The 13,053-nt window shown below is 49.1% G+C and carries 15 protein-coding genes and 1 riboswitch; of the genes, 1 reads left to right on the top strand and 14 read right to left on the bottom strand.

The genetic code is table 11. The features are described 5' to 3' along the window. Positions 1-4: 4 nt before the first annotated feature. The 12 genes from KNO70_RS03775 to KNO70_RS03720 form a co-directional block, all read right to left on the bottom strand. Complete coding sequence (locus tag KNO70_RS03775; RefSeq protein WP_251025524.1) at positions 5-427, bottom strand: DUF6678 family protein; 423 nt, start codon at positions 425-427, stop codon at positions 5-7. Then, complete coding sequence (locus KNO70_RS03770) at positions 424-618, bottom strand: hypothetical protein (RefSeq protein WP_214811258.1); 195 nt, start codon at positions 616-618, stop codon at positions 424-426. Before KNO70_RS03770 ends, KNO70_RS03775 begins: the two co-directional genes overlap by 4 nt. Positions 619-927: 309 nt before the next feature. Next, positions 928-2,325 (bottom strand): Fe-S cluster assembly protein SufB, encoded by a 1,398-nt coding sequence (sufB, locus tag KNO70_RS03765; protein WP_047795116.1) that lies wholly within the window; start codon positions 2,323-2,325, stop codon positions 928-930. A gap of 19 nt (positions 2,326-2,344) precedes the next feature. After that, positions 2,345-2,779 carry a Fe-S cluster assembly sulfur transfer protein SufU gene (gene sufU / locus KNO70_RS03760; protein ID WP_026825487.1) on the bottom strand — a complete coding sequence of 145 codons (435 nt, stop codon included), beginning with the start codon at positions 2,777-2,779 and terminating at the stop codon, positions 2,345-2,347. Next, entirely contained in the window at positions 2,769-3,989 is a 1,221-nt protein-coding gene (locus KNO70_RS03755; protein ID WP_078147271.1) for a cysteine desulfurase, read from the bottom strand. The genes sufU and KNO70_RS03755 overlap by 11 nt, the downstream gene beginning before the upstream one ends. Position 3,990: 1 nt before the next feature. Then, complete coding sequence (gene sufD / locus KNO70_RS03750) at positions 3,991-5,259, bottom strand: Fe-S cluster assembly protein SufD (protein ID WP_214811257.1); 1,269 nt, start codon at positions 5,257-5,259, stop codon at positions 3,991-3,993. Between the two features lie 12 nt (positions 5,260-5,271). Then, the gene (sufC, locus tag KNO70_RS03745; protein WP_143180266.1) at positions 5,272-6,033 is read right to left on the bottom strand and encodes a Fe-S cluster assembly ATPase SufC; all 762 of its coding nucleotides are present in this window, start codon (positions 6,031-6,033) and stop codon (positions 5,272-5,274) included. A 178-nt stretch (positions 6,034-6,211) separates the two neighbouring features. After that, on the bottom strand, positions 6,212-7,426 hold the full coding sequence (locus tag KNO70_RS03740; protein WP_214811253.1) for an MDR family MFS transporter: 1,215 nt from the start codon (positions 7,424-7,426) through the stop codon (positions 6,212-6,214). Between the two features lie 101 nt (positions 7,427-7,527). Beyond that, on the bottom strand, positions 7,528-8,361 hold the full coding sequence (locus KNO70_RS03735; RefSeq protein WP_012726856.1) for a MetQ/NlpA family ABC transporter substrate-binding protein: 834 nt from the start codon (positions 8,359-8,361) through the stop codon (positions 7,528-7,530). A 30-nt stretch (positions 8,362-8,391) separates the two neighbouring features. Further along, entirely contained in the window at positions 8,392-9,054 is a 663-nt protein-coding gene (locus KNO70_RS03730; protein WP_012726857.1) for a methionine ABC transporter permease, read from the bottom strand. Beyond that, on the bottom strand, positions 9,044-10,072 hold the full coding sequence (locus KNO70_RS03725) for a methionine ABC transporter ATP-binding protein (RefSeq protein WP_214811248.1): 1,029 nt from the start codon (positions 10,070-10,072) through the stop codon (positions 9,044-9,046). The genes KNO70_RS03730 and KNO70_RS03725 overlap by 11 nt, the downstream gene beginning before the upstream one ends. A 77-nt stretch (positions 10,073-10,149) precedes the next feature. Further along, positions 10,150-10,256: riboswitch (SAM riboswitch) on the bottom strand. 450 nt (positions 10,257-10,706) lie between these two features. Then, a complete protein-coding gene (locus tag KNO70_RS03720; protein ID WP_214730438.1) occupies positions 10,707-10,964 on the bottom strand; it encodes a thioredoxin family protein in 258 nt (85 codons plus the stop codon). 180 nt (positions 10,965-11,144) lie between these two features. Between KNO70_RS03720 and KNO70_RS03715 the strand changes: the two genes are divergently transcribed. Beyond that, positions 11,145-12,200, top strand: coding sequence for a PTS sugar transporter subunit IIC (locus KNO70_RS03715; protein ID WP_251030062.1), 1,056 nt, complete (start codon positions 11,145-11,147; stop codon positions 12,198-12,200). 38 nt (positions 12,201-12,238) lie between these two features. Here the strand turns inward: KNO70_RS03715 and gcvH are convergent, their stop codons facing one another. Both gcvH and KNO70_RS03705 read right to left on the bottom strand, forming a co-directional pair. Further along, on the bottom strand, positions 12,239-12,622 hold the full coding sequence (gene gcvH, locus KNO70_RS03710) for a glycine cleavage system protein GcvH (protein ID WP_012726861.1): 384 nt from the start codon (positions 12,620-12,622) through the stop codon (positions 12,239-12,241). 48 nt (positions 12,623-12,670) lie between these two features. Further along, the gene (locus KNO70_RS03705; protein WP_078147276.1) at positions 12,671-13,024 is read right to left on the bottom strand and encodes an arsenate reductase family protein; all 354 of its coding nucleotides are present in this window, start codon (positions 13,022-13,024) and stop codon (positions 12,671-12,673) included. Positions 13,025-13,053 lie beyond the last annotated feature (29 nt).

Here is a 13,053-nt window from a genome sequence, read left to right as displayed (position 1 = left end):
TATCTTATTTCGATTCAAAGATTCCGGTATTCCGGACATAACCGAAAATCTGAATTGTCTCACTTTCCAAGATGAACGGAATTTTTTCTCTTTCCAAAATCGAAATGAGTTCAGTGGACAGATCACAAACATCTGGGTCAAGAATCACTCCCTTATAGAGCAGTACGCTTGGTCGCAAACGAATCCATTCGATGGACCGTAAAGGGGACTCCAGCCAGATTTCATCCCACTCTCCCCACAATATTTCATACTCGGACAACGAGTCGCTAGGAAACAACGTATCTTCCCCTAAGTATTTTATTTGATATGGCGGCGCATAAGTCAACTCTTCAGAGACAGCTCGATTGAGACGCTTCCATTTTGTCTCGTTCATCACCGATGTCAATTGTTGTCTCTCTATGTATTGAAGTTCTTCTCGTCGATTCAAGCTGTTGAACCTCCTATCATAAGTTCTAATTTTTCAATCGTTCGTAACACGTCTTTACGGTTCTGCTTGCTTTTCATCCAAGCGGGTAATCGACTTTCGAGACTACGGTTCGTTCCCTCGCTCGTCCGAATCTTCGCGTCAATATAATCCTTAATATAGTTGAGGTGTTCACGGTTGTAAGCCCATAACACATGACCAGAACATCCTGTTTGTAAAAATAGCGGCAATCCAAAATAAACATCGACAGCTTCTCCGACGTATTTCGAACCGCTCTCCTTTGTTTGCAAATGACCGCAATGAAGACAGCTTAGGCGTACCTCCTCATTCCTCTCCCACACATCAGCCTGTCTCCCGCAACTCGGGCAAATAACAAGCATGGGATTCATAAATGAATATATGTCTCGGCCCTCTAATAAAAATCGATGGGTCACGTTATCGCCTCCTTATTTCATTATACAAAAAACCAGCGAAGCAAAGCTCCGCTGGTTTTGAAGTCACGATTATCCAATCGAACCTTCCATCTCAAACTTGATGAGACGGTTCATTTCGACCGCATATTCCATTGGCAATTCTTTTGTGAATGGCTCGATGAAGCCCATTACGATCATTTCCGTCGCTTCTTCTTCCGAGATTCCACGGCTCATGAGGTAGAAGAGTTGCTCTTCTGACACTTTTGAGACTTTCGCTTCGTGCTCGAGCGACACTTGGTCGTTCAAGATTTCGTTGTACGGGATCGTATCTGACGTCGACTCGTTGTCCATGATGAGCGTATCACACTCGATGTTCGAGCGTGCGCCCTTCGCCTTACGGCCGAAGTGGACGATTCCACGGTACGATACTTTTCCGCCTTGTTTCGAAATCGATTTCGAGACGATAGACGACGACGTGTTTGGTGCGAGGTGAATCATTTTCGCGCCAGCGTCTTGGTGCTGTCCTTTACCAGCGAGGGCGATTGAGAGTGTCATCCCACGTGCGCCTTCCCCTTTCAAGATGACAGCTGGGTATTTCATTGTGAGTTTCGAGCCGATGTTTCCATCGATCCACTCCATTGATCCACCCGCTTCACAGACTGCACGTTTCGTTACCAAGTTGTAGACGTTGTTTGCCCAGTTTTGGATCGTCGTGTAACGGCAATATGCATCTTTGTTGACGAAGATCTCAACGACCGCTGAGTGAAGCGAGTTCGTTGTGTAAACCGGTGCCGTACAGCCTTCGACGTAATGAACCGATGCGCCTTCGTCGACGATGATGAGCGTACGCTCGAACTGACCCATGTTTTCCGAGTTAATGCGGAAATAAGCTTGGAGCGGTTGCTCGAGTTTCACGCCTTTTGGTACATAGATGAACGAGCCACCCGACCAAACTGCTGAGTTGAGGGCCGCAAACTTGTTGTCCGTCGGCGGAATCAACTTCCCGAAGTACTCTTTGAAGATCTCTTCGTCTTCTTTGAGGGCTGTGTCTGTATCTTTGAAGATGACACCTTTCGCTTCGAAGTCTTCTTGCATGCTGTGGTAGACAACCTCAGACTCATACTGAGCCGAGACACCTGCCAAGTATTTTTGCTCTGCTTCTGGGATACCGAGCTTGTCAAACGTACGTTTGATTTCTTCTGGTACCTCGTCCCATGAGCGTTCTGTCTTTTCAGATGGTTTGACATAGTACGTGATTTCGTCGAAATCAAGTGCCGAGAGGTCTCCGCCCCATGTCGGCATCGCCATCTTGTTGAAGTGATCCAACGACTTCAAACGGAAGTCGAGCATCCATTGTGGCTCTTCTTTCATGCGTGAGATCGTCTCTACGATTTCTGTCGTCAAGCCACGGCCTGAACGGAAAATCGAAACGTCCCGATCATGGAAGCCGTATTTATAATCGCCAATTTCCGGCATGTTCTTTGCCATATCGGTCTCCTCCTTCTCCTTACGCGTCCTCGTCTACTCCTTTTTCAAGCGCCTTCCACGCGAGCGTGGCACACTTGATTCGAGCCGGGAATTTCGATACGCCTGAGAGCGCCTCGATATCACCGAGGTCAAACGTATCCGTGTCGTACTCTTTTCCTTGAACCATTTCAGAGAAGATGTTGGCGAGTTGAAGCGCCTCTTCTACTGTTTTTCCTTTGACGATTTGGGTCATCATCGATGCCGAGGCGAGACTGATTGAGCAGCCTTCCCCTTCAAACTTCGCATCTTTGACGATGTCGTCTTCGACCTGTAGTTGAAGACGAAGCGAATCCCCACACGTCGGGTTGTTCAAGTCCACCGTCACGCCATCTTCGATGACGCCACGGTTTCTTGGGTTTTTATAGTGATCCATGATGACCTGGCGGTACAACATGTCGAGATTATTAAAACTCATAATTGAAATACTCCTTCGTTTGACGTAATCCCTCGATGAAGCGGTCGACTTCTTCTTTTGTGTTATACAAATAGAAGCTCGCCCGTGCCGTCGATGATTGCTTCAAAAGACGCATGAGTGGTTGTGCACAGTGATGACCGGCACGAACTGCGATACCTTGCATATCGAGCACAGTCGCGAGGTCGTGCGCGTGCACGTCCTTCAAGTTGAACGTGACGAGACCGACGCGATCTTCAGGACCGTAAATCTCGATCCCTTCAATCGTTTTCATCTGTTCAATCGCGTAAGACGCGAGTTCACGTTCGTGTGCTTCGACGTTCTCAAGACCAATTTCTTCTAAAAAGTCAATGGCTGCCGCAAGTCCGACCGCTCCGGCGATAATCGGTGTTCCCGCTTCGAAACGGTACGGGATGTCTTTCCACGTCGATTCATATAAATCGACATAGTCAATCATCTCGCCACCGAACTCGACCGGCTCCATGTTTTTGAGGAGTTGCTTCTTCCCATATAAGACACCGATTCCAGTCGGTCCGAGCATCTTATGTCCAGAAAAGGCGAGGAAGTCACAGTCAAGTGCTAGGACGTCCAATTTTCGATGCGGTGCACTTTGTGCTGCATCGACGACCATGATGGCACCTTTTTCATGCGCGAGTCGAGCGACTTCGGCAATCGGGTTAATCGTCCCGAGTACGTTCGAGACGTGGCTCATCGCAACGATTTTCGTCCGATCCGATAACACCGCTTGAACGGCATCGAGTGTGACACGTCCGTCCGGCGTGAGCTCGACGTATCGAAGCGTCGCGCCTTTACGTTTAGCGAGTTGTTGCCACGGAATCAAGTTCGCATGGTGTTCCATCGGGGTGAGGACGATTTCGTCGCCTTCACCGACATTCGCATCTCCGTAGCTCGATGCGACCAAGTTGATGGCCGTCGTCGTTCCACGAGTGAAAATGATTTCTTCAGGAACCGCCGCATGGATGAATGAGCGGACGCGTTCGCGTGCCCCTTCATACGCATCCGTCGCTTGCGTCCCGAGCGTATGGACGCCACGATGCACGTTCGAATGGTTGCGACGATAATAGTCCTCGATCGCCTCGATGACAGCGAGCGGCTTTTGTGAGCTCGCCGCGCTATCAAGATAAACGAGCGGGTGTCCATTGATTTCCTGATCTAAAATCGGAAACTGTTCACGAATCGAGGCGTTCAACATCTTAACGTACTTTCCCTTCGATGACTTCGCGGAGTCGGTCTTTGACCGAATCGATTGCGAGTTCTTCGACGACAGGCGTCAAGAATCCGTGGATGATTAAACGCTCTGCCTCTTGGCGAGACAAACCACGGCTCATCAAGTAGTACAATTGAACATCATCGACACGACCGACCGAAGCTGCGTGACCTGCCATAACATCGTCTTCATCGATGAGAAGAATCGGGTTGGCATCCCCACGTGCTTTTTCAGAGAGCATCAAGACGCGCTCTGTTTGCACCCCGTTCGATTTTGACGCACCGTGGTGAATCATCGATGTTCCGCTGAAGATTGCAGTGGCTGCGTCTTTTTGGACACCGTGAATCAAGATGAACCCTTCAGATGCTTTCCCGAAGTGGTCGGTACGAATGTTGAAGTTTTGTTTCTGTGCACCGCGACCGATTGTCACAGCTTTTGTATCTGAATACGTGTTGTCGCCGACGAGGTGAGTCTTCGTCTCGACGACCGAGTTCCCGTCGTTCATGTGACCGAGCGCCCAATCGAGGCGACCGTTCGCATAGACGACACCGCGACGATTCATGAACGTAAGTGCTGATTCAGCGAGCTGATCGACACCACCGAAGACGACTTTCGCGTTCTCTCCAGCGAATACTTCCGTCACGACGTTGACCGTGTGCGGTTCATTCGTGCCAGAAAGGAAGTTTTCGATGTATGTCACTTCACTACTTTCGTCAGCGACGAGGATCGTGTGGTGATAGAGGGCACCGTTCGCCTGTTCCATCGTGAAGATCGCTTGAAGCGGATCTTTCAATTGCGTGTTTTTCGGTACGTAGATGAATGCACCACCGTTTGTGAGGGCAGCATTCAACGCCGAAAGACGTTCTTCATCGACACGTACGCCTTCCGTCATGAAGTATTTCTCAACGAGCTCAGGATGTTGCTCCATCGCTTCTTTGATTCCCATGAACAAGACGCCTTCAGGCATAGACAATTCGTTATAGACGACATGACCGTTGCGTTCAACGAGCACGTTTGTCCGGTGGTCTCCGAGGAGTGATTCGATGTCCGCTGTCAAGCCGTCTTTTTGTTCGAGCTCGACATCTCCCGCTGTGAAGTCCCACTTATCAATCTTAATTTTTTCAACTTTTGGCAAAGCAAGTGTCGGCGCAAGTTCTGCTGCCTCTTTACGACGGTTGACCATCCATGCTGGTCCGCCGAGCGCTTCTGCACGTGCCGACAACGCTTGTGCATCCAATTCAAATTGTACGGTCATCGTACAGCCTCCTTACGCTTCTGTGTCTACTGTCATTCCGAGTTCTTGCTTCACCCAGTCGTAACCTTCTGCCTCGAGTCGCTGTGCGAGCTCTTTACCACCAGACATGACGATTTTCCCGTCCATCATGATGTGTACGAAGTCTGGCTCAATATAGTTGAGGAGACGTTGGTAGTGCGTGATGATCAAGCAGCCGAACTCTTCTGAACGCATTTCGTTTACGCCTTTGGCAACGACTTTAAGGGCATCGATATCAAGACCTGAGTCGATTTCATCCAAGATGGCGATGTTCGGTTGAATCATCATCATTTGAAGAATTTCGTTACGCTTCTTCTCACCGCCTGAGAATCCTTCGTTTAAATAACGGTGTGCCATTTCTGAAGGGATTTCGAGAAGCTCCATCTTCGCATCGAGTTCACGGATGAACTTCATGAGCGAGATTTCTTGACCTTCTTCACGACGTGAGTTGATTGCCGAACGCAAGAAGTCCGCGTTTGTGACACCACTGATTTCAGCCGGGTACTGCATCGCAAGGAACATCCCTGCTTGTGCGCGCTCGTCGACTTCCATCTCGAGGACATCTTCGCCGTTTAATTCGACGCTTCCCCCAGTGACCTCATAAAGTGGATGACCCATGAGTGCTGATGCGAGTGTTGATTTACCAGTCCCGTTAGGACCCATGATGGCATGAATTTCGCCACCTTTAATTTCTAGGTTAAGACCTTTGACAATCTCTTTTCCTTCGATTGAGACGCGGAGGTCATCAATTTTCATTTGTGGTACGTTAGACATTCGGATACCCCTTCCGTATTTTCTCGCCATAGTGAATGGCGTAGATTAGATATATTCTAATCTTAGACTAGTCATTTTTTTATTTCAAGCGACTCACCTTAGAATTCATTCTCAATAGAATGATAAAAGTTGAGAATGCTAATAGTAGGAAATCAAGACATTATCCGGCATTTTCTTCGACGAGTGCGAGGACTGCTTTCCGCTCTCGTACGGCAGCCGCGAAGAAGAAGGCACCACACCCCGTCAAGAGTGCCAAACTTCCGAATACAGGAAGCGACGACTGACCGAATGTATCCAGTAACACGCCACCGATAATCGGTCCGACCGTCTGACCGAGTGATGTCAATCCCATTGCCCCGAAATACGTCCCTCTTAAATGTTCCGGCGCGAGTTCATCCGTCAAGACGTCCGTCATGGTGAACATCAACACCTCTCCGACGGTAAAGATTGCCATCGCGACAAATAGTACCCACTCTACCGTCGCAAATCCAATAAGCAAAAGTCCGAATGACAAGGTCGAAATCCCGAAAAAGAGTGACTTGATCGGAGAGACACGAATCCCGAAACGCATAATCGGATATTGGACGATGAGAACCGTGATGGCGTTCGTCGTTAATAAGTAGGCGAATAATCTCGAGCCTTCTTCTAATCCATCGCGTAGCGCGATGAATTGCGGGAGCGTCGAATTGAACTGGCTATAGCCGATAATCGCGAAGATCATCCCGATGATGACCGCCCGAAACGTTCGGTCATCTCTCAGGACACGAAACGTCTCCGTCAAGCGCGGGCGTGCCTTGATTCCGTCCCCTTCTTCAAACGGATATTTGTAAAACAGGGTCGAGATAATGATTCCGTATAATATGTAGACAGCCGTCACAATGAAGAACGCGGTCTTCACACCGGTGAGTGATAAAACGACAGCTAAGAGTGGCCCGATGGCCGCGGCGATATTGATCATGAAGTAACGGACATTATAGACGATGACTCGCTGATCTGCCTGCGTCGTATCACTGATGAGTGCACGCGAAGCCGGTTCTAGGAATGATCGCGACATCCCCATCAACATCGATAGCAAGTAAAACCAAAACAGTTCCGTCGCAAGTGCGAGACCAGCGAACGTGACGGCATTCAGCACGATCCCGATCAACATGAGCTGTTTTCGTCCATACCGATCAGAGAGTGTCCCCCCAAAGAAGCTCATGAACAGACCTGAAAGTGCCGTCACGGCAAAGATCGTTCCAATCACACTCGCCGAAAAGCCGAGCGTAGCCAGATAGATCGCAAAAAATGGCATGACAAAAAACGTCGCCAGTCGTGCAAAAAACGTCCCGAACAGGACGCCCCACGTCAGTGGATGAATCTGTCTGAGCTTCATCCAAATCCCCCCTTTTCTTTCATATATGTAGTGTACTTCTCTTTATGAAAGAACACTAGACAAAAAAAGACCCAGGAGGAAGACTCCTGAGTCGAGATGACTTATTGTTTGACCGGTACGACCGCACCTTTGTATTCGTCTAAGATCCACTGTTGTGTCTCTTCAGACGTCAATACTTCGAGGAGTGCTTTGACGCGCTCATCTTCTTCGTCCCCTTCACGCGTGACGATCAAGTTGACGTATGGTGAATCTTCCCCTTCGAGTGCGATTGCATCTTCAAGTGGGTTGAGACCTGCGTCGATCGCATAGTTCGTGTTGATGAGGACCGCATCGCCTTCTCCGTTATTGTAAGCTGTCGGAAGAAGTGCTGCTTCCACGTCCGTCTTGAATTTCAAGTCTTTCGGATTGTCGACGATGTCAGCGACCGTCGCATCGACCGTTTTGCCTTCAGCAAGCGTGATGAGACCTTCTGACTGGAGCATCGTAAGGATTCGTCCGTGGTCAGCGACCGAAGAGCTCATGATGATTTCTGCACCTTCAGGAAGCTCGTCGAGCGATTTGTATTTTTGTGAGTAGACACCGATCGGCTCGATGTGAACGCCACCTGCCGATGCGAATTTGTAGTCTTTGTTTTCAGCCATTTGTGACTTGAGGTATGGCTCATGTTGGAAGTAGTTCGCATCGAGTTCTCCACTTGCGAGCGTCTTGTTCGGAAGCACGTAGTCTTGGAACTTCTTGATTTCGAGTTTGTAACCTTTTGCTTCATATTCTTCTTGTACGTGCTCTAAAATCTCAGCGTGCGGTACGTTTGACGCACCGACGATCAATGTTTTGTCATCGCCAGAACCTGTTTCTGCCTCTTCCCCGCCGCAAGCCGCGAGAACTGTGAATGCTGATAAAGCTGTCAATCCGAGTACTGTTTTCCAAGTTTTCATAATGAATCCCTCCAAAAGGTATATGTGTGATTATGCTGAACGTTTATCAATTTTCGTGACGAGTCGGTCACCGATGAATTGGATGACGAACACGATGATCAAGATGAGCACCGTCGCCACGAACGTGACGTCGTTTTGTGAGCGTTGGAATCCTTCCAAGAAAGCCAAGTTCCCGAGTCCGCCACCCCCAACGACTCCCGCCATTGCCGTATAACCGACGATGGCAACGATGGTCACCGTGAGTCCCGACACGATTGCCGGAAGAGCTTCCGGAATCAAGACTTTATAGATGATTTGCCATTTCGTCGCTCCCATCGATTCGGCCGCCTCGATGACGCCACGGTCGACTTCACGAAGCGCAAGTTCGACCATCCGAGCGTAGAACGGTGCCGCTCCGATGATGAGCGCCGGAAGCGCCGCCGTCGAACCGAGCATCGTCCCGAGTAGGAACAACGTGAACGGGATGAGTAAGATAATTAAGATGATGAACGGAATCGAACGGAACACGTTGACGATCGCGCTGACGAAAACGTAAATCGGACGATTCTTCAATAAAAGTGATTCGTTTGTAATGTAGAGAATCAAACCTAAAGCGAGTCCGATCACAAACGTCGCCACACCTGCGACGAGCGTCATATATAGCGTCTCCCAAGTCTGTTCCATCATAATTTGCCAATCTACGTTAGGAAACATCGCTTTCCACCTCCACTTCTACGGATTGCGAACGAATCGACGTGATGGCACGTTCGATTTCACTTGCTTCCCCAATCAGTTGGATGAATAGCGTACCGAGCGCACCGACTTGTGACTGGGTCACGTTCCCGCCGATGATGTTGAATCCGATATCATGCGTCTTGAGGACGTCAGACAAAATCGGTTGTTCTGCCGTCTCGTTCAAGAATTTCAATTTGACGATTTGACCACTCGGATACCGTTCTTTAAGATGTTCGAACGTGAGCGACAGATCGTCGACCGCCCCGATTTGCTTGACGAATTCTTTCGTAATCGGTTGCTCCGGATGTTGGAACACGTCCGAGACTTGACCCGTCTCGACGACTTTTCCGGCCTCCATCACGGCGACACGGTGACAAATCTTTTGGATGACGTGCATCTCATGCGTGATGAGGACGATCGTCAATCCGAGCTTTTTATTGATGCTGACGAGCAGTTCGAGAATCGAATCCGTCGTCTTCGGGTCGAGCGCGCTTGTCGCTTCGTCACAGAGGAGAACCTCAGGATTGGTAGCGAGCGCGCGGGCGATCCCGACTCGCTGTTTTTGACCGCCCGACAGTTGCGATGGATAGCTATCCTCACGACCAGCCAAACCTACGAGCTCGACGAGTTCCTGGACGCGTCGTTTCCGCTCACTTGCCGGAACCCCGATCAGTTCGAGTGGGAAACTGATGTTTTCTGCGACCGTGCGCGACCACAGAAGATTAAAGTGCTGGAAGACCATCGAGACGTTCTTGCGAACTCCCCGTAGTTCTTTCGGGCTGAGCTTCGTGAGCTCACTCCCGGCGACCTCGATTTCACCGCTTGACGGAGACTCGAGACGGTTGAGTAATCGGATGAGCGTCGACTTCCCCGCCCCCGAATATCCGATTATTCCAAAAATTTCACCGCGATCAATCGTTAGTGATACATCATCGACCGCCTGGACACGACCATTATTCGTATCGAACCATTTGGCGACGTTTCGTAATTGAATCAATACCTTTCCCTCCTGACAACAAAAAAAGCGCGCACGTTTGAGCAAACGTGCGCACTTTATCGTACGGACAACGATTGCTCTCATCTGTCAAGGTTTCTCACCTTGCTGGAATTAGCACCATTTCGGATTGCTCCGCGGTTGCTGGGCGTCATAGGGCCAGTCCCTCAGCCTCTCTTGATAAGAGTGTTGTGTATTCGATTAGCTTTATCATAGCGACAGCTTTTTCTGCTGTCAAATCCTTTTTTCAAAAAAATTAAAAAAAGGTGCCGTCCGAGGACGACACAGAACGTAGCACCTTGAGTCACGGAAGGACAGCCCATAGATGAAAATCTTTTGCCCGTTCAAGATTTACATCCTTATATGGGGGAGATTCACCAATCATCACTCGATCTTAGCTTGGACCGTGCGATTATACGGAACGTCTGTCTTCGCTTGATTTTTTTGGGGGACAATCGAAGGGAAGACTGACGTGTATTCGTATAAAGGTAGCAGCGGCTTCGCCAAAACGTCTTGATATCGGGAATATCGCGTCCTATTTTGTGTTCAAGTAAGATGTTGTAATGAATATACCATTCGTGAACTTTCTGTGTCAACTGATTATTTAAAATTTTCAGATTATTCTAATGTTCCTCTCTCACTTTATGAAAGAGAGGACATGTTGCACATTTTGAAACGCGTACAATCGATCTTGAACCTCGCCATTTTCAAGCTTTAACAAGGCGGGTACGCTCATCACTTGGTAGGTTTCTAGCTCTTTTGGGATATAGTTCGCATCTCGCTTTTCGATTTTAATTTCAGGGTCGACCGCTTCGACGACCGTCAACATTTTTTCCGCCACAGCGCATGTACCACACATCGGGGCGTATATATATAAGAATCCGTCTGTAATCATTCTTCTCACCTCTCTTGTCATTATAAGGGGCGATGGATTACCATTCAAAAATCGTGCTTTGATGAAATTTCAGAATTTTTCAATGATTCTCTTGACTCTTTCTGGTGAGAGGAATAATATGGGTTCTAACTTTATCGCTTTTGTACATAACAGCAAAGAAGAAGGACAGGTGAATGAATGATGACGGAACCAACAACAGGTACGATGAAACAGTTCACGATGAACGTCTTAAACGGTCTCAGCATGGCGATTCTGATCGCCCTCATCCCGAGCGCACTACTCGGTGAATTAACGAAAGCCATACTTCCGTATTTTCCGTCTCTTCAATTCATATTGGATGCGACGACGATTGCGATGCGGCTTCTGCCAGCCATTATAGGGCTAGCGGTCGCCATGCAGTTCGGACGATCGATTCTCGAAGCCGGGACGATCGCGATTGCAACGTATGTCGGTAGCGGTGCCGTTCGAATCGACGAAGGTGCGTTCGTGATGGCGGGCATCGGGGATGTGATCACAGCCGGTGTGACCGCTGCAATCGCTACACTTCTTGTCATGAAGCTCGCTCCCCACTTGAAGACGTATACGGTCATTGTTATGCCGATGACCATCATTGTCGTCGCAGGAGGCATCGGTACCTTCTTGTTGACGTACATTTCCCAAATCACGACGTATATCGGTCTACTCATCATGACCATGACTGACCTGCAACCGGTCCTCATGGGGATCCTGATCGCCATGGCGTTCTCGCTCATCATCGTTTCGCCGATCTCGACCGTCGGGATTGCGACGGCCATCAGCCTGTCCGGTGTTGCGGCGGGTGCGGCGAACCTCGGAGTCGTTGCAGCCGGATTCGGTCTCGCGATCGCCGGATGGCAGGCGAACGCGACCGGCACATCGATTGCCCATTTCCTCGGTTCTCCGAAGATTCAGATGGCGAACTTTGTCCGACGCCCCATCATGATGCTTCCCATTTTGGCAAATGCGGCGATTCTCGGTGCGCTCGCTGGAATCCTAAAAATTGAGGGAACGCCAATCAGCGCCGGGTTCGGGGTATCAGGACTCATCGGTCCAATGAACGCCCTTCATCTCATGCCGGGTGGATTCGCTCTCTTCAACGTCCTGCTCGTCATCGTCTTGTTCGGTCTGATTCCCGTCGCACTCGGAATCTTCTTCTATCGCGTGTTTGAACGGGCGACTCTCGTCAAATCCGATCATTACCGACTCGATTTCGAGTAAAAAAAAGCCGGCTTCTCCATTGGAGAGGCCGGTTTTGATTATCCTTGAATCATCGCTTCGTATTCTTCTGCAGACATGAGCTTGTCGAGGTCTGACTCTTCCGTCAACTCGACTTCGATCATCCATGCGTTTTCAAACGGTGACTCGTTGACGAGTTCTGGAGAATCCGCGAGGTCCTCGTTCACTGCTGTGATGCGACCTGATACTGGTGCATACAACTCAGAGACCGTCTTCACTGATTCGACTGAACCGAATGGCTCGTCGAGCAAAATCGTACCATCGACTTCTGGGAGTTCGACAAACACGATATCCCCTAGTTCGCTTTGTGCGAAATCCGTGATGCCGATGCGGGCTTTCGTTCCGTTTACTTCTACCCACTCATGTTCTTTTGAATAACGTAAATTTGCTGGTACTTTGCTCATCCTAACTTCCCCCTCAAATAAATTAGACTCACATCTGTATTATAGCACTTAGCCCCAAACGTCCGTAAAGGACTTTTCTGAAAATCCGACGGTCGTTTTTTCACCATTTGTGACGATTGGTCGCTTCAAAAGCATACCATTGCTTGCTAATAGCTCGAGTTGTTCGTCTTCTGATAGATTTGGCAGTTTGTCTTTGATGCCTTCGTTCCGATAGACTTGCCCGCTCGTATTGAAGAACTTCTTGAGTGGTAGACCTGATTGTTTCCACAGTTCGGCGAGTTCCGCTTTCGTCGGCGTCGATTCGACGATATGAACGTATGTATACTCGATGCCTTGTTCCTTCAACCATTTTTCTGCCTTTTTACATGTACTGCATGGTGGATAGCCGTATAGTGTCACCATCTGTTCATCACCTCTATTCTCAATGTAGC

This window comes from Exiguobacterium sp. s181, assembly GCF_018617125.1.
GTDB classification, from domain to species: Bacteria; Bacillota; Bacilli; order Exiguobacteriales; family Exiguobacteriaceae; genus Exiguobacterium; species Exiguobacterium profundum.
The sequence above is the reverse complement of the archived record's forward strand: the minus strand, read 5'-3'. Positions and strand labels throughout refer to the sequence as shown.

What these genes read in the sequence shown, in the direction of transcription:
- sufD (WP_214811257.1), bottom strand. Translation starts at nt 5,259, where the DNA reads ATGACCGTACAATTTGAATTGGATGCACAAGCGTTGTCGGCACGTGCA.
- sufU (WP_026825487.1), bottom strand. Translation starts at nt 2,779, where the DNA reads ATGAGTTTTAATAATCTCGACATGTTGTACCGCCAGGTCATCATGGAT.
- KNO70_RS03720 (WP_214730438.1), bottom strand. Translation starts at nt 10,964, where the DNA reads ATGATTACAGACGGATTCTTATATATATACGCCCCGATGTGTGGTACA.
- KNO70_RS03705 (WP_078147276.1), bottom strand. Translation starts at nt 13,024, where the DNA reads ATGGTGACACTATACGGCTATCCACCATGCAGTACATGTAAAAAGGCA.
- sufB (WP_047795116.1), bottom strand. Translation starts at nt 2,325, where the DNA reads ATGGCAAAGAACATGCCGGAAATTGGCGATTATAAATACGGCTTCCAT.
- KNO70_RS03755 (WP_078147271.1), bottom strand. Translation starts at nt 3,989, where the DNA reads ATGTTGAACGCCTCGATTCGTGAACAGTTTCCGATTTTAGATCAGGAA.
- KNO70_RS03730 (WP_012726857.1), bottom strand. Translation starts at nt 9,054, where the DNA reads ATGTTTCCTAACGTAGATTGGCAAATTATGATGGAACAGACTTGGGAG.
- gcvH (WP_012726861.1), bottom strand. Translation starts at nt 12,622, where the DNA reads ATGAGCAAAGTACCAGCAAATTTACGTTATTCAAAAGAACATGAGTGG.
- KNO70_RS03740 (WP_214811253.1), bottom strand. Translation starts at nt 7,426, where the DNA reads ATGAAGCTCAGACAGATTCATCCACTGACGTGGGGCGTCCTGTTCGGG.
- KNO70_RS03735 (WP_012726856.1), bottom strand. Translation starts at nt 8,361, where the DNA reads ATGAAAACTTGGAAAACAGTACTCGGATTGACAGCTTTATCAGCATTC.
- KNO70_RS03715 (WP_251030062.1), top strand. Translation starts at nt 11,145, where the DNA reads ATGACGGAACCAACAACAGGTACGATGAAACAGTTCACGATGAACGTC.
- sufC (WP_143180266.1), bottom strand. Translation starts at nt 6,033, where the DNA reads ATGAAAATTGATGACCTCCGCGTCTCAATCGAAGGAAAAGAGATTGTC.